Annotated in this window: 12 protein-coding genes; 4 read left to right on the forward strand and 8 right to left on the reverse strand. The window is 69.8% G+C overall.

The features are described from left to right. Positions 1 to 79 precede the first annotated feature (79 nt). The 3 genes from pvdQ to SZ55_RS00255 form a co-directional block, all read right to left on the reverse strand. Complete coding sequence (pvdQ, locus tag SZ55_RS00245; protein WP_082078084.1) at positions 80 to 2,338, reverse strand: bifunctional acylase PvdQ; 2,259 nt, start codon at positions 2,336 to 2,338, stop codon at positions 80 to 82. Positions 2,339 to 2,392: 54 nt separating this feature from the next. Further along, on the reverse strand, positions 2,393 to 3,727 hold the full coding sequence (locus SZ55_RS00250; RefSeq protein WP_044399495.1) for a lysine N(6)-hydroxylase/L-ornithine N(5)-oxygenase family protein: 1,335 nt from the start codon (positions 3,725 to 3,727) through the stop codon (positions 2,393 to 2,395). Positions 3,728 to 3,839: 112 nt separating this feature from the next. Further along, positions 3,840 to 4,319, reverse strand: a complete 480-nt coding sequence (locus SZ55_RS00255) for a sigma-70 family RNA polymerase sigma factor (protein WP_044399498.1) — start codon at positions 4,317 to 4,319, stop codon at positions 3,840 to 3,842. Between the two features lie 178 nt (positions 4,320 to 4,497). Here SZ55_RS00255 and SZ55_RS00260 point away from each other — a divergent pair, with 178 nt between their 5' ends. The 4 genes from SZ55_RS00260 (at position 4,498) to SZ55_RS00275 (ending at position 10,129) form a co-directional block, all read left to right on the forward strand. Further along, entirely contained in the window at positions 4,498 to 5,520 is a 1,023-nt protein-coding gene (locus SZ55_RS00260; protein WP_044399503.1) for a FecR family protein, read from the forward strand. Between the two features lie 120 nt (positions 5,521 to 5,640). Next, on the forward strand, positions 5,641 to 6,771 hold the full coding sequence (locus SZ55_RS00265) for an efflux RND transporter periplasmic adaptor subunit (protein ID WP_044399507.1): 1,131 nt from the start codon (positions 5,641 to 5,643) through the stop codon (positions 6,769 to 6,771). Continuing rightward, entirely contained in the window at positions 6,768 to 8,732 is a 1,965-nt protein-coding gene (locus SZ55_RS00270; RefSeq protein ID WP_044399509.1) for a MacB family efflux pump subunit, read from the forward strand. Before SZ55_RS00265 ends, SZ55_RS00270 begins: the two co-directional genes overlap by 4 nt. Further along, positions 8,729 to 10,129: an efflux transporter outer membrane subunit gene (locus tag SZ55_RS00275; protein ID WP_044399512.1), complete on the forward strand. Its 1,401-nt coding sequence runs from the start codon at positions 8,729 to 8,731 to the stop codon at positions 10,127 to 10,129. The genes SZ55_RS00270 and SZ55_RS00275 overlap by 4 nt, the downstream gene beginning before the upstream one ends. 5 nt (positions 10,130 to 10,134) lie before the next feature. On the opposite strand, the gene SZ55_RS00280 is transcribed toward SZ55_RS00275, so the two are convergent. The 5 genes from SZ55_RS00280 to benC form a co-directional block, all read right to left on the reverse strand. Next, the gene (locus SZ55_RS00280; protein ID WP_082078103.1) at positions 10,135 to 11,388 is read right to left on the reverse strand and encodes an OprD family porin; all 1,254 of its coding nucleotides are present in this window, start codon (positions 11,386 to 11,388) and stop codon (positions 10,135 to 10,137) included. A 109-nt stretch (positions 11,389 to 11,497) separates the two neighbouring features. After that, positions 11,498 to 12,706 carry a benzoate/H(+) symporter BenE family transporter gene (locus SZ55_RS00285; protein ID WP_044399515.1) on the reverse strand — a complete coding sequence of 403 codons (1,209 nt, stop codon included), beginning with the start codon at positions 12,704 to 12,706 and terminating at the stop codon, positions 11,498 to 11,500. A gap of 36 nt (positions 12,707 to 12,742) precedes the next feature. Continuing rightward, positions 12,743 to 14,068: an MFS transporter gene (locus SZ55_RS00290; protein WP_044399518.1), complete on the reverse strand. Its 1,326-nt coding sequence runs from the start codon at positions 14,066 to 14,068 to the stop codon at positions 12,743 to 12,745. 89 nt (positions 14,069 to 14,157) lie between these two features. Then, entirely contained in the window at positions 14,158 to 14,913 is a 756-nt protein-coding gene (locus SZ55_RS00295; protein ID WP_044399521.1) for a 1,6-dihydroxycyclohexa-2,4-diene-1-carboxylate dehydrogenase, read from the reverse strand. Positions 14,914 to 15,012: 99 nt separating this feature from the next. Continuing rightward, entirely contained in the window at positions 15,013 to 16,026 is a 1,014-nt protein-coding gene (gene benC / locus SZ55_RS00300; RefSeq protein ID WP_044399523.1) for a benzoate 1,2-dioxygenase electron transfer component BenC, read from the reverse strand. Positions 16,027 to 16,029: the final 3 nt, after the last annotated feature.

A 16,029-nucleotide genomic window follows, 5' to 3' on the forward strand; every position in this document is an offset into this window, starting at 1 on the left:
CTCTGCAGCACCCACAAAAAACTCAGCCAGCGCATAGCGCTGGCTGAGTCGAGGTTTTACCAGAACGTGCCGCCAAGCATCACTCGCGCTGCAGCACTTTGCGCTCCAGTGCCGGGTCAGCATCGATTTCGCTGTCGCTGAAGGGCAGCGGCTGCCAGGGGTTATTGGCGAACAGGGCGGTCTGGTCGGCGTAGTGGGGGGAGCCGGGGTCGCTGGACTGGGAGAAGGCCAGCAGGCCTCGGGCGCGGGGGCCGTTGGCGTCGAAGGTGACCAGTTGCAGGTAGCTGGTGCCGCTGACCACTTCCAGGCGGTCGCCCTGGTGTTCGCTCTGCATGGCGTTGTAGACGCCCAGGTGGCCGTCGGCGCCGGGCATGGGGAAGGTTCGGGCGCCGCGGGTGGCCTGGTGCAGGTCGCCCCAACGGGCATCGCCGGGGGCGACCGAGGCGGCCAGGGCCTCGCTGGCGGCCACCAGGGCCTGGCGCAGCGGTTCGCGGGCGGCCGGTGCGATGCCGCTGGGGGTGTCCAGCGGGCGCGCGGGGTCGAAGGGGTGCTGCCAGCCGTCGTCCAGTTCGAGGAAGGCCTGGGCCGCCTGCTGGAACACCAGCATGCCCAGGCCGCTGTCCACCCGCGCCTTGCTATCCCAGTCGGCCAGGGCGCCGCAGGCACGGCTCAGGTCCGCTTCGCCGGCGTGGGCCTTGCACAGCGCCAGCAGTTCCGGCAGCAGCTCGCCGGCCAGGCCCACCTGGTTGTCGGTGACCATTGCCGCCAGGTCGTCCGCCCGCAGCGGCTGCTGGCCTTGCAAGCGCCCCAGGGCGAAGCGGGCACGGGGAGAGATCGGCGTTTCCCGGCTCACCAGGGGCGAGTAGCCCACCAGGGGGCTCGCCGGGTTGGTCAGCCAGGCGCTGTCGTTGGAGTTCTGCACGAAGTCCTCGCGCAGCAGCACGGGCAACTGCGCGGCCGGGGTGATGCCGGCCTGGGCGGCCCCGGCTTCCCGTTGCCATTCGCAGGCGCTGCGATTGCCCTGCAGGGCAGGCAGGCCCTGCTCCGCCAGTTGCGGGATGACGCACTCGGCGAGCTGCCGGGGCTGTAGGTGCGGCACCACGGATTGGTTCATGTAGAGCGCGCGGCCCCGGTCATCCACCGCCAGGGTGTTGACCCAAGGAATGCCCTGCAGGCGCTCGACGCTGGCGCGCAGGGCGTTCACGTCGCGGGCCTGGTTCATCGCGTACCACTGCTGCAGCACGCGGGTGTTGCCGAGGTTGGCGTCACGCAGGGCCCAGGCCTCGCCGGCCGACCAGTCCAGCTTGCCGGGCCAGTTCAGCAGCGGGCCGAAACGGGATTCGTAGAGGTCGTGGGACTGGGTGACCAGCTCACCGGACGGCTGCCGCACCCGGATCTGCAAGCGCGTGCGGGTCATGGGCTCGTAGCGGCCGTCGACGCGGTAACGGGTCGGGTTCTTCGGGTCCAGCTCCAGGCGGTACAGCGTGAAGTGCGCGGAGGTGTCCACGGTGTGGGTCCAGGCCAGGTGCTGGCTAAATCCGATGTTGACCACCGGCAGGCCGGGCAGCGCGGCGCCCATCACGTCGAGCTTGCCGGGGATGGTCAGGTGCAGCTGCCAGAAACGCAGCGCCCCGCTCCAGGGGAAGTGCGGGTTGGCCAGCAGCATGGCCGGGCCGTCGGCGCTGCGCTGGCGGCCCACGGCCACGGCGTTGCTGCCCCGGTCCAGGCGGAAGCCTTCGACCCGCGCGAGGGTATGGCCGCTGTTCCGAGCAGCCTGTTGGCGCCCGGGCGGTGCAGCGCCCACCACGGCTTCGGCGAACTGGCCGACACCGCCTTCCACCAGCAGGCGCCGGGTCAGGCGGACCAGGTCATCCGCTTCGATGGGGCGCAGCCAGGCCTGCCCGAGGCAGTGAGTGCGGCCTGCGTCGGCTTCGCCCAGGTAGCGGTTGAAGCCCTCGGCATAGCCGACCAGCAGCTCGGTCACCTCGTCGGTCTGGGCACGGCGGAAGCTGGCGACCCGCTCGGGGGCGTTCAGCCAGGTGAAGAACAGGTCGGACGGGACGTTGGCCAGGCCGGAGGAGGACTGCCCGTCCGCGCCGAACCAGCGGGCCCGCTCACCTCGCGCGGTGATGATCTCTTCGGCCAGCAGGCAGGCATTGTCGCGGGCGTAGGCATAGCCGATGCCGCGCCCGAGGCCACGTTCGTCAGCCGCGCGGATATGCGGCACGCCGTGGGCGGTCCAGCGGATCAGGGTGTCGCCACCGGCATCGGCGGCATGGGACAGGCACGGCGCCAGCAGCAAGGCTGCGGCCCCGGCGACAAGGGTGCGCATGGGCATCGGGGGTTCTCGCGGAGAAAGTGAACGCGCCGGACGAAGCCGGCGCGGGGGTGGTCAGCCGGCGATCGCGTAGCTCGGCGCGGTACGCCCGGCAGCGCCGGCGGGCTCCAGGTGCTGGTGCAGGGAGGCGGCGATCTCGTCGGCACGGATCGGCAGCACCGACAGCAGGGTATCGCTGAGGCCGTGGCTGGCCTGGCAGAAGCCCTGCATGTACAGCGCGGGGCGGAAGGAGTCGTCGGTGCGCAGGCGGTAGTCGCGGGCCACCTCGAAATCGCCCAGCCAGGGCACCAGGGGTTCCAGCAGCTCGCGGTGGGCCTGGCGTTCGTACCCCGTAGCCAGCACCACCGCGTCGTAGCGGTGGCTGCTCTGCTCGCCGGTGGCGATGTGGCGCAGCACCAGTTCGATGCCATCGGTGGTGGCGGTGGCACGCTCCACGGCGCTGAGGTTGCGGAAGGCATGGCGGCGCGAGCCGGAGACCTTCTGCCGGTAGAAGATGCCGTAGATGCGCTCGATCAGGTCCAGGTCCACCACCGAGTAGTTGGTGTTGTGGTACTCGCGGATCAGCCGCTCACGCTCGGCGGTGGGCTGGCTGAAGATCAGGTCGGTGAACTCGGGGGAGAACACCTCGTTGACGAAGGGGCTGTCATCCGCCGGCTTGAGGGCGGAGCCCCGCAGGATCACGTCCACCTGCACGTTCGGGTAGCTGTCGTTGAGGTCGATGAAAGCCTCCGCAGCGCTCTGCCCGCCGCCGACGATGGCGATGCGCATCGGCTGGCCGCTGGCGCACGGCTGCTGCTGGATGCGCTCCAGGTACTGGGCGTGGTGGAACACCCGCGCATCGCCCTTGAGGTGGCGGAAGGCCTGGGGCACGCGCGGGGTGCCGCCGGCGCTGAGCACCACCGCGCGGGTGGTGCGTACCTGGGACTGGCCGTTGGCATCGCGGGAGACCACCCGCAGCGCCTGCACCTGGTTGCCCTCCAGCAGCGGCTCCACCGCCTGGACTTCTTCGCCATAGCGGCACTGGTCGGCGAACTGGCCGGCGACCCAGCGCAGGTAGTCGTTGTACTCCATGCGGCAGGGGTAGAAGGTGCCGAGGTTGATGAAGTCCACCAGGCGGTCGTGCTGGCGCAGGTAGTTGACGAAGGAGTACGGGCTGGTGGGGTTGCGCAGGGTCACCAGGTCCTTGAGGAAGGAAATCTGCAGCTCGCTCTGGTTCACCAGGGTGTTGCCGTGCCAGCGGTAGTCGGCCTGCTTGTCGAGGTACAGCGCGTCCAGGGCGCCCTGCCCGCTGGCGGCACGCTCCTGCAGGGCGATGGCCAGGGCCAGGTTGGAAGGGCCGAAGCCGATGCCGATCAGGTCGTGGATGGCGGTGTTGAGGGGCTGGGTCATGTCCTGTGTCCTCTGCTGGCGGGCCGTCGCGGACCGCGGCTGTCATGGGGGACGGCCCGGTGGCCGCCTGCTGACAAGGAACGAGGACTGGGCAGGGAAATTTACCGGCGGCTCAACCGGCCTCCCACTCGCGCATGCGCAGCCGGCAGTGCTTCATCGCATTGACGATGTGCTTCTCCACCAGGCTGCGGGAAATCGCCAGGCGCTCGGCGATCTCCCCGTGGGACAGGCCTTCCAGCTTGCGCAGCAGGAAGGCATCGCGGCAGGCCTGGGGCAGTTCGTCCAGGGCCCGCCCGAGCATCGACAGGCGCTGATCACGGGCCAGCAGGCGCTGCGGCGACGGCGCGTGGAAGCGCTCCTCCTCGTCCAGCACCTCCAGCGGCTCGTTGCGGCGGATGACGCTGCGCCGGTGTTCGTCCACCACCAGGTTGAGTGCCGTGCGGTAGAGAAAGGCCCGTGGCGATTCGATGCGCTCTTGACTCGCACGCTCCATCACCCGCAAATACGCGTCATGGGCGACATCCGCTGCTGCCTGGCGGTCTCCGAGCCTGGACTGTAGGAAACGCAGCAGCTCCCGATAGTAGTTTTCCAAGGCGTCCCCCGGCCGCGTTCCACGCGGCCACACCAGTTGAGCGAGATCAACGCCCATCGTCCTACGATGCTGGCAGTCTGAAATGAACTAAATTTATAATAATTCTCATCAAGATTTAAGCCTCAACGACGGATCGCCTTCAGATCACCATGGAACCCAGGTCAAACCGGTAAGCCCGATGAACAAAGCCACCTCCCCCGCCCCCAGCGATCCCCTGGTCGAAGTCGCCGCCCACTGGTGCATGCGACTGCACGCCGAGGATTGCACCGCCGAGGAGCGCGCCGAGTTCCAGGCCTGGATCGACAGCGACCCGGCCAACGCCCTGGAATACGCGGAAATGCTGGAGATCTGGGAGCTCAGCGCCCACCTGCCGCCCAGCACCGCACCTCTCGGCAAGGCTGCACGCCCGACGCCACCCCGGCCCGCCCCGGCCCCGCAGCAGCGCCCGGCCACACCCGTGCGGCGGCGCGGCTTCCTCGCCCGCCACGCCCGCGCCCTGGCATTGGCGGTGGTCGGCCTGCCCCTGGCGGCCTACAGCGGCTGGCTGGCCGGCTGGGTGCCGGACAGCTACCACCGCTACAGCGCCGATGCGAGCATCCAGCGCTTCACCCTGGGCGACGGCAGCGAAGTGGAGCTGAACCTCGGCAGCCGCCTGAGCTACGCCAGCTTCATCGACCAGCGCCGGGTGGACCTGTCCCGTGGCGAAGCCTACTTCCACGTCAGCCGCGACCCGCAGCACCCCTTCGTGGTGAATGCCGGGGCCGGCTCGATCACCGTCACCGGCACCCGCTTCAACGTCTGGACCTACCAGGACAACGTCGTGGTCACCGTCACCGAAGGCTCGGTCAAAGTGCGCAGCGCCCGCCACGGCAACGACAGCAACCTCTCCCCCGGCATGCAGGCCGCCTTCCGCCCTGGCGACCTGCAGCCCCGCGTCGGCGCGGCAGACCCCGGCAAGGCTCTGGCCTGGCGCGACGGCAAGCTGGTGCTGGACGACCTGCCCCTGGCCGACGCCCTGCCGCTGATCAACCGCTACCTCGACCACCCCCTGGTGCTCGGCGATGCCAGCGTCGGCGAGCAGCGCATCGGCGGCATCTACAGCACCCAGGACATCGGCAACCTGGTCAAGGCGCTGCCCAAGGTGCTGCCGATCCGCCTGGCCACCCAGGACGACGGCCGCGTGGTGATCCACGCCCGCTGAGCCGGCGCCCCTGGCCATCCCTCCGGACTAAATCCCCCGGACCTCCATCCGTTTCCCAGGCAGCCCTCCGTGGTCGTCACACCGGCGGTCGCGGGTCGTCAGCCAGCCCGGAAGCCCCGCATGCCCACACCTCGACAGCTGCTCGCCGCGCCCCTGCTCGCCCTCCCCCTGCTGGCCCTGGTGGCCTGGACCCAAGCCCCACGGCCGGCCCACCCGGACAGCGTCGCCGTCACCCTGGCGGACCTGGAGAGCAGCGTCAGCGCCCTCGGCACCCTGCAGCCCCGGCACTACGTCGATGTCGGCGCCCAGGCCTCCGGGCAGATCCTCAAGCTCCACGTGGAGCCCGGCGACAGCGTGCGCCAGGGCGACCTGCTGGTGGAGATCGACCCGTCCACCCAGCAGGCCAAGGTGGATGCCGGGCGCTACTCCATCCAGACCCTCGAAGCCCAGCTCGCCGAACAGCGCGCCCAGCACGACCTGGCCAACCAGCAGCACGCTCGCCAGCGCACCCTGCTCGCCGGCGGCGCCGGCCGTGAAGAAGACCTGCAGGTGGCCCAGGCCCAGGTCCGCGCCACCCGCGCCCGCATCGACATGATCCGCGCCCAGATCGACCAGGCCCGCGCCACCCTGCGCAGCGACGAAGCTGAGCTGGGCTACACGCGCATCTATGCGCCCCTCTCCGGCACCGTGGTGGCCCTGGACGCGCGGGTCGGCCAGACCCTCAATGCCCAGCAGCAGACCCCGCTCATCCTGCGCATCGCCCAGCTTTCGCCCATGACCCTCTGGGCCCAGGTATCCGAAGCCGACATCGGCCGCATCCAGGCCGGCATGCCCGCCTGGTTCAGCACCCTGGGCGGCGGCGGACGGCGCTGGGACGCGAAGGTGCGGCAGATCCTGCCGCTGCCGCCACGGCCCCTGGAGCAGCTCAGCCAGGGCGGCGGCAGCCCCACCGCCGGTGGCGGCCGCGTGGTGCTCTACACCGTACTGCTGGACGTGGACAACCCCGACGGCGCCCTGATGACCGACATGACCGCCCAGGTGCAGTTCGTCGAAGGCCATGCCCGCAACGCCCTGACCATCCCCCTGGCGGCCCTGCGCGACGGCGACCGTGTGCGGGTGGTGAACGAGCGCGGCGCCGTCGAGGAACGCCAGCTGCGCATCGGCCTGCGGGACCGCATGCGCGTCCAGGTGCTCACCGGCCTGGCCGAAGGCGAGCGGCTGCTGGTAGGCGACGAGGCCCACGAAGGATGAACGGCGAACCGCCCCTGCTGGAACTGCAGGACGTCCGCAAGCGCTACGGCGGCAACGGCGCCCCCGAAGTGGAGGTGCTGCGCGGCGTCTCCCTGCGCATCCAGGCCGGCGAATACGTAGCCATCGTCGGCGCCTCCGGCTCCGGCAAATCCACCCTGATGAACATCCTCGGCTGCCTGGACCGCCCCAGTGACGGGCACTACCGCTTCGCCGGGCGCGACGTGGCGCAGCTCGACGCCGACGCCCTGGCCTGGCTGCGCCGCGAAGCCTTCGGCTTCGTCTTCCAGGGCTACCACCTGATCCCCGCCGCCTCCGCCCGCGAGAACGTCGAAGTGCCCGCCCTCTACGCCGGCACCCCCGCCCCGCAACGCGCCGCCCGCGCCCGTGACCTGCTGCAGCGCCTGGGCCTGGGCAGCCGCAGCGACAACCGCCCGCACCAGCTCTCCGGGGGCCAGCAGCAGCGGGTCTCGATCGCCCGTGCGCTGATGAACGGCGGCCACGTGATCCTTGCCGACGAACCCACCGGCGCACTGGACAGCCAGAGCGGCGAAGACGTCATGCACCTGCTCGACGCCCTGTCCGCCGAAGGCCACACCCTGCTGCTCATCACCCATGACCGCCAGGTGGCGGCACGGGCCCGCCGGGTGATCGAAGTGCGCGACGGGCAGATCCTCAGCGACAGCGGCACCGCCCCCGCCATCAGCCCCCGGGCACGGCCCGCCAGCCAGCTGCGCGAACGCCTGGAGCAACCCAGTCTCGCCCCGGCCGGCGCCTGGGCCGGCGAATTGCTCGATGCCCTGCGCGCCGCCTGGCGGATGATGGGCGTCAACCGCTTCCGCACCGTACTGACCCTGCTCGGCATCGTCATCGGCGTCGCCTCGGTGGTGGTCATGCTGGCCATCGGCGAGGGCAGCAAGCGCCAGGTCATGGCGCAGATGGGCGCCTTCGGTTCCAACATCATCTACCTCTCCGGCTACCCCCCAGCGCCTCGGCTGCCGGAGGGGATCATCACCCTCGACGACATCGCCGCGCTGTCCACTCTGCCCCAGGTGCGGCGGATCATGCCGGTGATCGGCGGCGAACTGCTGGTGCGCTACGGCAACCGCGACATCACCCCCTACGTGCGCGGCAACGGCGTGGACTTCCCCGAGATACTCAACTGGCCGGTGGCCAGCGGGCGCTACTTCGACGCCCGGGAGGAAGCCGAAGCGGCGCCGGTGGCGGTGATCGGGCAGAAGGTGCGCGACACCCTGTTCCCCGGCCTCGACCCGGTGGGCCGTGACCTGCTCATCGGCCAGGTGCCGTTCCGCGTCATCGGCACCCTGGTGGCCAAGGGCGCCAGCTCCGGCGACGAAGACGCCGACAACCAGGTGGTGGTGCCCTACTCCGCCGCCAGCATCCGCCTGTTCGGCAAGCCCGACCCGGCGTTCGTCGTGGTCGCCGCTGCCGACGCCAGCCGGGTGCAGGCCACCGAAGCGGCGCTGGACCGCTTGCTGCTGCGCCTGCACCGGGGCGTACGGGACTTCGAGCTGACCAACAACGCCGCCCTGATCCAGGCCGAGGCCAGCACCCGCAACAGCCTCTCGCTGATGCTCGCCGCCATCGCCGCCATCTCCCTGCTGGTGGGTGGCATCGGCGTGATGAACGTGATGCTCATGACCGTGCGCGAACGCACCCGCGAGATCGGCATCCGCATCGCCACCGGCGCCCGCCAGCGCGACATCCTCCGCCAGTTCCTCACCGAGGCCTCGCTGCTCTCCATCACCGGCGGCGGGCTCGGCCTGCTGCTGGCCGGCCTGGTGGGCGGCCTGCTGCTGCTCACCGACGTGGCCCTGGGCTTCTCCCTGCTCGCCGCCCTCGGCGCCTTCGGCTGCGCCCTGGCCACCGGCGTCCTGTTCGGCTACATGCCGGCCCGCAAGGCCGCGCGCCTCGACCCGGTAACCGCACTCACCCAACCATGACCGACGCCAAGCCCCTCCTCGCCCTGCTGTGCCTGACCCTGGCCGCCTGCACCCGCCAGGCGCCGGTCGAACCCGCCGCCCTCACTCCGCCGCCCCGGTGGCAGGCAGCCGTCCCGGATGCGGCCGTCAGCGCCCGCGACTGGTGGCGTCACTTCAACGACCCGGCCCTGGAGCGCCTGGTCCAGACGGCGCGCGCCGACAGCCACGACCTGGCCGCCGGCCGCGCCCGCCTGCGCCAGGCCCGGGCCGCCGTCACCCAGGCCCGCGCACCGCTGTTGCCTGAACTCAAGGCGGACCTCAGCGCCAACCAGCAACGCCTGCTGCGCGGCCCGGGTTACAGCCAGTTGGATGCCAGCCGCGAGCAGCCGCGCTACCACAGCTTCGGCGGCCTGCTGAACACCAGCTACGAACTCGACCTGTGGGGCGGCAAGGCCGCCGCCCTGGCCAGCGCCGAACAGGGCTACGCCGCCAGCCGCTTCGACCAGGCCGCCCTGGAGCTGACCCTGGAAAGCGCCGTGGCCAGCGCCTACCTCACGCTCCAGGCCCTGGCGGAGCAGCAGCGGATCGCCCGGCAGAACCGCGACAACGCCCGCCAGGTCCTGGCGCTGGTGCAGACCCGGCATGCCGCCGGTGCTGCCGGCACCGTGGAGCTGGCCCAACAGCAGGGCCTGCTGGCCGCCCGCGAACGCGAGCACGCACGCCTCCGGCAACAGCAGCAGGAGGCCCGGGTCGCCCTCGCCGCCCTGCTCGGCCAGCCCGTGCAGCAGTTGCAGGTCAGCGACCAGGGCTTCGAACGCCTCGCCAACCCAACCCTCGACCCCGGCCTGCCCAGCGCGCTGCTGGCCCGGCGCCCCGACATCGCCGCCGCCGAAGCCCGCCTGGCCGCCGCCGAGGCCGATATCACCGTGGCCCGCGCCGCCCTGCTGCCGAGCCTCAGCCTCACCGCCGCCCTCGGCAGCGGTGCCGACCAGTTCCCCGACCTGCTGCGCAACCCCTACACCAACCTGGGCGTGGCCCTCAGCGCGCCGATCTTCAACGCCGGTCGCCTGGACGCCGTGCACCAGCAACGCCAGGCGCGCCAGGCGGAGCTGCTGGCCACCTACCGGGGCGCCATCGTCAACGCCTTCGCCGACGTCGAACGCGCCCTGCTGGCCCTGGAGGGCAGCGCCCACCAGCAACGCTGGCAAGCCGAAGAGCGCGACCGCGCCCGGCAGGCGTTCGAACTGGCCGAACGCCGCTACCGGGCGGGAGCGGAGACCTGGCTGACGGTGCTGGAGACCCAACGCAGCCTGTTCCAGGCCGAAGACGCCGCCATTCAGGTGCGCCTCGCGCAACTGCAGGCCAGCGTCAGCCTCTACAAGGCCCTCGGCGGCGGCTGGCAGCCGCCCGAGGGCTGAGATGATCAGAACAGCGTCCAGGTGTAGGAAAGCACCAACCGGTTCTCGTCGATGTCGGTGCGGTAGTTGGAACGCGCCATCACATTGCGCACCCGCACGCCCAGTCCCTTGAGCACCCCGCCCTGCACGACGTAGCCCAGGTCCAGGTCCCGCTCCCGGTCCTTGCCCTCGTAGCCCTGCCCCGTATCGACGTTGCGACCGCTGATATAGCGGGCGCTGGCCACCAGGCCGGGGACGCCCAGGGCAGCGAAATCGTAGTCGTAGCGCAATTGCCACGAACGCTCATCGGTGTAGGCGAACTCGTAGGTGGGCACCTCGTTGCCCAGCGGGCTGACGTTGGCAAACACGCGCGGAAACGGGCTGTCGCCGTACATCGCCTGGTAGCCGACATAGAGGGTGTGCCCACCCTGCCTGGCCGAAAGCAGCGAGAAGAATGCCCGGTTGTCGAGCGCACCGATCAGCCGCTTACCGTCCTCGGTGGCGCCGAAGTAACCGAGGTTCGCCCCCAACACCCAGTCGCCCATGGGCTCGCTGTGCTTCAGCCCCAGGAAATGCTGCCGGTAGAGGTCTTCCAACTGGGCGTACCAGAGGCTGGCGGTGGTCTGCTTGCCATTGAAGGCATAGTCGGCGCCGGCATAGTTGAACGCGTCGCTGCGGGCCTGCCGCTGGGGCTTGTGGCCCAACATCGCCTGCAACTTGTCGTCGCCGGCCTCGTTACGCAGGTGGGTGCCGGTCAGGCGGCCGCCTTGCAGGGTGAGGCCGTCGATCTCGGTCGAGGTCAGGCTCGCACCCTGGTAGCTGGGCGGCAGCAGGCGGATGTCGCTGAATACCAGCACCGGCAGGTTGGGTTGCAACTCACCCACCTTCAGCTCGGTTCTGGACAGGCGCATCTTCGCTGCCACGCCCAGACGGCTGTAGTCATCTGCAGCGCGACCATCCTCGTGCACCGGCAGCAGGCCGGTATTGACCCGGCTGGGGCTGCTGTCGAGCTTGATGCCGAGGGTACCGACAGCATCCAGGCCGAAGCCGACCAGCCCCGGCGTGAAGCCGGACCTGAAGGCAAGGATGAAGCCTTGGGCCCACTCCTCCGCCTTGGACTGTTCCGGCCCCCGGATACCGGAGAAATCACGGCTGAAGTAATAGGTCCGGGCCTGCAGGGTAGCGCTGGAATCCTCAAGGAATCCCGGTTCCGCTTGGGCCAGGCTGGCACCCAGACCGGCGGCCAGCAGAACGTACAGCGTGCTCGATGGATGATTCATGTCGTCGCTCTTGTTGTTATTGGACAGGACGCCACGGCGCACCCCGTTTCCGGGGGCGCAACGCAGGCAAGGGACGTTGGGCGACACGGCGGCATCCGTGTCGGGTGGATCAGGGGTTGGGCTCGGGAATCGCATCCCGCGCCGTTCGGGAGCCTCGGCGGGCCGTCAGCAGCAGGTGGGCGACGATGCCGAAGATCAGCCCCCAGAATGCCGCCGACAGCCCCAGGAAGGACATGCCCGAAGCCGTCACCAGGAAGGTGATCAGCGCCGCCTCGCGGTCCTCCGGCACTGCCATGGAGCCCGCCAGGGACGTGGCGATGGCACCGAACAGCGCCAGGCCCGCCAGGGCCGCGATCAGCTCCTTGGGCAAGGCGCTGAAGACCGACACCAGGGTGGCACCGAAGACGCCCAGCAGCAGGTAGAACACCCCGCCAACCACACCGGACACGTAGCGCCGTGCCGGGTCTTCATGGGCCTCGTGGCTGGTGCAGATGGCGGCGGTGATCGCTGCCAGGGTCAGCCCGTGGCAACCGAACGGCGCCAGCAGCAGGCTGCCCAGGCCACTGGCGGTGATGAGCGGGCTGGCCGGGGTGGGGTAGCCGGCGTTGCGCAGCACCGCCACGCCAGGCACGAACTGCCCGGTCAGGGCCACCATCACCAGGGGCAGCGCGATGTTGAACAGGCCGTGCCAGCTGAAGGCCGGCGTCACCCACTCCGGGGTGGCGAAGCCGATCACCAGGGCCGAGGCCTGCAGCTGGCCGCTGCCGGCGGCGAAGAGGCAGCCCACCAGCAGCACGGCCATCACCGCGTAGCGCGGCGACAGGCGACGGACCACCAGGTAGGTGATGAACATCGCCATGACCATCGCCGGCTGGTCGTCCAGCGCGGTGAACAGGCGGGTGCCGAAGCTGAACAGGATGCCTGCCAGCATGGCTGCCGAAATGGCCGCCGGCAGCTTGCCGACGATGCGGTCGAAGGCGCCGGAGAGGCCCACCGCCAGGATCAGCGCATTGGCCATCACATAGGCCCCCACCGCCTCGGCGGCGCCCACGCCGGGCAGCATGGTCACCAGCAGTGCCGAGCCCGGCGCCGACCAGGCGATGATCACCGGCACCCGGTAGCGCAGGCTGAGCACGATGCCCAGCACCCCGCTGCCGATGGAGATGGCCCATACCCAGGAGGACAGCAGCTCTGCCGGTAGGCCGCCGCTTTCCGCCGCCTGGAACACGATCACCAGCGGGCCTGCGTAGGAGATCAGGGTGGCGATGAAGCCCGCCACCACGGCGGACAGGGAGCAATCCTTGAACAGGCTGGACATGGTGCCTCCGCTTCCGTTGCCGATCGACCGGGCGCGTCAGGCTGCCGGTGCCAGGGGCGCCGCCTTGGGCTGGCGCGGCTGGACGAAGCACATGGCCAGTGCGGCAATGGCACCGGGAATGGCGAACGCCATGAAGTTCAATGGCAGCGGCAGGTTGATGCCCAACAGCGCCCCACCCAGCAGCGGCCCGACGATGGCGCCGTTGCGGCCGATGCCCGAGGCCCAGCCGAGCCCCGTGGAGCGGAACGCCAGGCCGTAGAACTGGGCCGCCGTCGCATACAACAGGATCTGGGTGCCGATGGTGGTAGCCCCGGCGATGCCGATCAGCAGGTAGAGCACCGGGGTCGGGCTCTTGAAGCCCAACAGGCTGATGGACAGCGCCGCCACCACAAAGAAGGCCACCACCACCTTGGGCAGGTTGTAGCGATCCCCCAGCCAGCCGCCGGCAATGGCGCCGAACATGCCGCCGAAGTTCAGGGCCAGCAGGAAGGACAGGCTTGAGCCCAGACTGTAGCCGGCGTTGGCCATCAGCTTCGGCAGCCAGGAGCTGAGGGCGTAGACCATCAGCAGGCAGCAGAAGAACGCCACCCAGATCATCAAGGTGCGCAGGCCACGTCCCTCGCGGAACAGCTCCAGCACCGGGGTGCCCTGGGCCTTCTCGTCGTTGAGCACCAGGGTGTCGTGCTCACCGATGCCGGCCTGGGGGTCGATGCGCTGGAGGATGGCGCGGGCCTTGTCGACCCGCCCCTGGCGCAGGAGGAAGCCGACGGATTCCGGCAGGTACCAGAGGATCAGCGGCAACAGCAACAGGGGCAGCAGTGCTGCGAAGAACATCGCCTCCCAGCCGAAGCGCGGCAGCATGTAGATGCCGACACCGGCCGAGAGCATGCCCCCCAGGGAGTAGCCGCTGAACATCACCGCCACCAGGGTGCTGCGCAGGCGCTTGGGGGCGTACTCGTTCATCAGCGCCACCACGTTGGGCATCAGGCCGCCGATGCCGAGGCCGGCAACGAAACGGCACAGGCCGAATTCGGTGGGCGTATCGGCCAGGCCATTGAGCACAGTGAAGCTGGAGAACAGCACGAAGCAGAGGGCGATGCCCTTCTTGCGGCCGATCCGGTCGGCCAGGGAGCCGAACACCAGAGCGCCGAACATCATGCCGAACAGGGCGTAGCTGCCAAGGGCGCCGGCCTCCAGCGGCGTCAGGTTCCATTCCTTCATGAGCACCGGCAGGACCACGCCGTAGATGAACAGGTCGTAGCCGTCGAAGATCAGCAGCAGCGCGCACCAGCTCATCACCCTCCAGTGGAAGGGGCTGAAGCGCGCGTGGTCGATCACGGAGTGAACGTCGATGTTTCGCATGGCAAGGGTCTCTTGTTGTTTTTATCGTGCAGGGACTGCGCGGCCAGGCGCAGGGCGTCACCCGGCCGGGTTGTTCAGGCTGGGGCTGCTCAGCCCAGGTCACCTCCGCCCACCGGCAGGGTGGTGCCGGTGATGTAGGAGGCCTCGTCGGAGGCCAGGAACAGGATCGCCCCGACCTGCTCGTCGAGGGTGCCGTAGCGCCTCATCAGGCTGCTTTCGAGGGTCTGGTCGACGATCTGCTGGTACCAGGCCTTCTCCTGTTCGCTCTGCTCGGCGCTGTTGCGCGGGATACGCCGGGGCGGCGCCTCGGTGCCGCCGGGGGCGGTGGCGTTGACGCGAATGCCGCGTCCGGCGGTCTCGAAGGCCAGGCACGCGGTGAGTGCATTGACACCGCCCTTGGCGGCGCCGTAGGGGACGCGGTTGATGCCGCGGGTGGCAATGGAGGAGACGTTGACGATGGCCCCCGCCCCCTGCTCCAGCATGTACGGCAGCACCGCATGGCAGCACCACAGGGTGGGGAACAGCGAGCGGCGCACCTCTGCCTCGATCTCCTGTGCCTGGTAGTGCTCGTAGGGCTTGGCCCAGATGGTGCCGCCGACGTTGTTAACGAGGATGTCGAGACGGCCGAAGCGCTCAACGGCAGCGACCGCCACGCGGTGGCAGTCCTCGAAGCGCTCGAGGTCGGCGGTTAGGGTCAGTGCGCCCTGCAGTTCGTGGACCAGCTCGGAGCGATCCACCGCGACGACGCGGGCGCCCTCCTCGGCCAAGCGCTCGGCCACACGCCGGCCGATACCCTGTGCCGCGCCGGTTACCAGCGCGACCTTGTCCTGGAATCTCTGCTTCATGGCAATGCCCCTTCAGTTGGCTGTTCGTTCGCAGGCGCGAGTTCTCTTCACGAGCGATACCGCGCAGCAGCGCTCATGCCTGCCGTGAATCCCGTGGGATCAGGCCGCGCTGGCGGCGAACTTCTCGTAGTAGAAGTTCGCCGGGGTGATGCCCTGCTCGCGGATATACTGGCTGACCGCCTCCACCATCGGCGGCGGCCCGCACAGGTAGATGTCCACGTCGCCCTCGTTGAGGTGCCCGGGTTCGATGTGCTGGGTGACGTAGCCCTTGCGCGGGTAGCCGCTGTCGGGGCTGGCGACGCAGGCGCTGAAGGTGAACCTGGGGATGCGCGTGGCGAAGGCTTCCAGCTTGTCCAGCTCCACCAGGTCCTGGTCATGGGTGACGCCGTAGACCAGGTGCAGCGGGTAGGCGCTGCCCTCGGCGGCGATCTTCTCCAGCATCGCGGTGAAGGGCGCGAGCCCGGTGCCGCCGGCCAGCAGCAGCAAGGGGCGGCGGATGTCGCGCAGGTAGAAGCTGCCCAGCGGGCCGGCCAGCCGCAGGCTGTCGCCGGCCTTGGCCAGGCCGGTGAGGAAGCGGCTCATCAGCCCGCCCGGGACGTTGCGGATGAGGAAGCTGACCTCCCCGTCCTTCTGCAGGGAGCTGAAGGAGTAGGCACGGGTCTGGTCGCTGCCCGGCACCTGGAGGTTGACGTACTGCCCTGGCAGGAAGGCCAGCTGCGCCAGCGACTCGCCCTTGATGGACAGCGCGATGGTGCTGTCGGAGAGCTGGCGGATGTCGCTGATGGCCGCCTCGTAGGTGGCCTGCTGGGTCTTGCAGAGCTGGGAGGCAGCCGGTACGCGTACCACGCAATCGCTCCGGGCGCGCATCTGGCAGGTGAGCACGTAGCCCTGGGCCGCCTCGTCTTCGCTCAGGGCGTCCTCGATGTAGTCCTGCCCCAGGTCGTAGCGGCCGGCTTCGGCGAAGCACTTGCAGGTGCCGCAGGCACCGTCGCGGCAATCCAGGGGAATGTTGATGCCCTGGCGGTAGGCGGCATCGGCCACGGTTTCGCTGGGCGCGGCGTCGATGAAGCGGGTGACGCCGTCTTCGAAGGTCAGTGCGATCCGGTGGGTCATGGG

The organism is Pseudomonas sp. FeS53a, assembly GCF_000931385.1.
GTDB lineage: Bacteria > Pseudomonadota > Gammaproteobacteria > Pseudomonadales > Pseudomonadaceae > Metapseudomonas > Metapseudomonas otitidis.

Bases quoted from the DNA above. Each gene is read 5' to 3' on its own strand.
- pvdQ (WP_082078084.1), bottom strand. From the start codon at position 2,338: ATGCCCATGCGCACCCTTGTCGCCGGGGCCGCAGCCTTGCTGCTGGCG.
- SZ55_RS00250 (WP_044399495.1), bottom strand. From the start codon at position 3,727: ATGACCCAGCCCCTCAACACCGCCATCCACGACCTGATCGGCATCGGC.
- SZ55_RS00260 (WP_044399503.1), top strand. From the start codon at position 4,498: ATGAACAAAGCCACCTCCCCCGCCCCCAGCGATCCCCTGGTCGAAGTC.
- SZ55_RS00265 (WP_044399507.1), top strand. From the start codon at position 5,641: ATGCCCACACCTCGACAGCTGCTCGCCGCGCCCCTGCTCGCCCTCCCC.
- SZ55_RS00270 (WP_044399509.1), top strand. From the start codon at position 6,768: ATGAACGGCGAACCGCCCCTGCTGGAACTGCAGGACGTCCGCAAGCGC.
- SZ55_RS00275 (WP_044399512.1), top strand. From the start codon at position 8,729: ATGACCGACGCCAAGCCCCTCCTCGCCCTGCTGTGCCTGACCCTGGCC.
- SZ55_RS00280 (WP_082078103.1), bottom strand. From the start codon at position 11,388: ATGAATCATCCATCGAGCACGCTGTACGTTCTGCTGGCCGCCGGTCTG.
- SZ55_RS00285 (WP_044399515.1), bottom strand. From the start codon at position 12,706: ATGTCCAGCCTGTTCAAGGATTGCTCCCTGTCCGCCGTGGTGGCGGGC.
- SZ55_RS00290 (WP_044399518.1), bottom strand. From the start codon at position 14,068: ATGCGAAACATCGACGTTCACTCCGTGATCGACCACGCGCGCTTCAGC.
- SZ55_RS00295 (WP_044399521.1), bottom strand. From the start codon at position 14,913: ATGAAGCAGAGATTCCAGGACAAGGTCGCGCTGGTAACCGGCGCGGCA.
- benC (WP_044399523.1), bottom strand. From the start codon at position 16,026: ATGACCCACCGGATCGCACTGACCTTCGAAGACGGCGTCACCCGCTTC.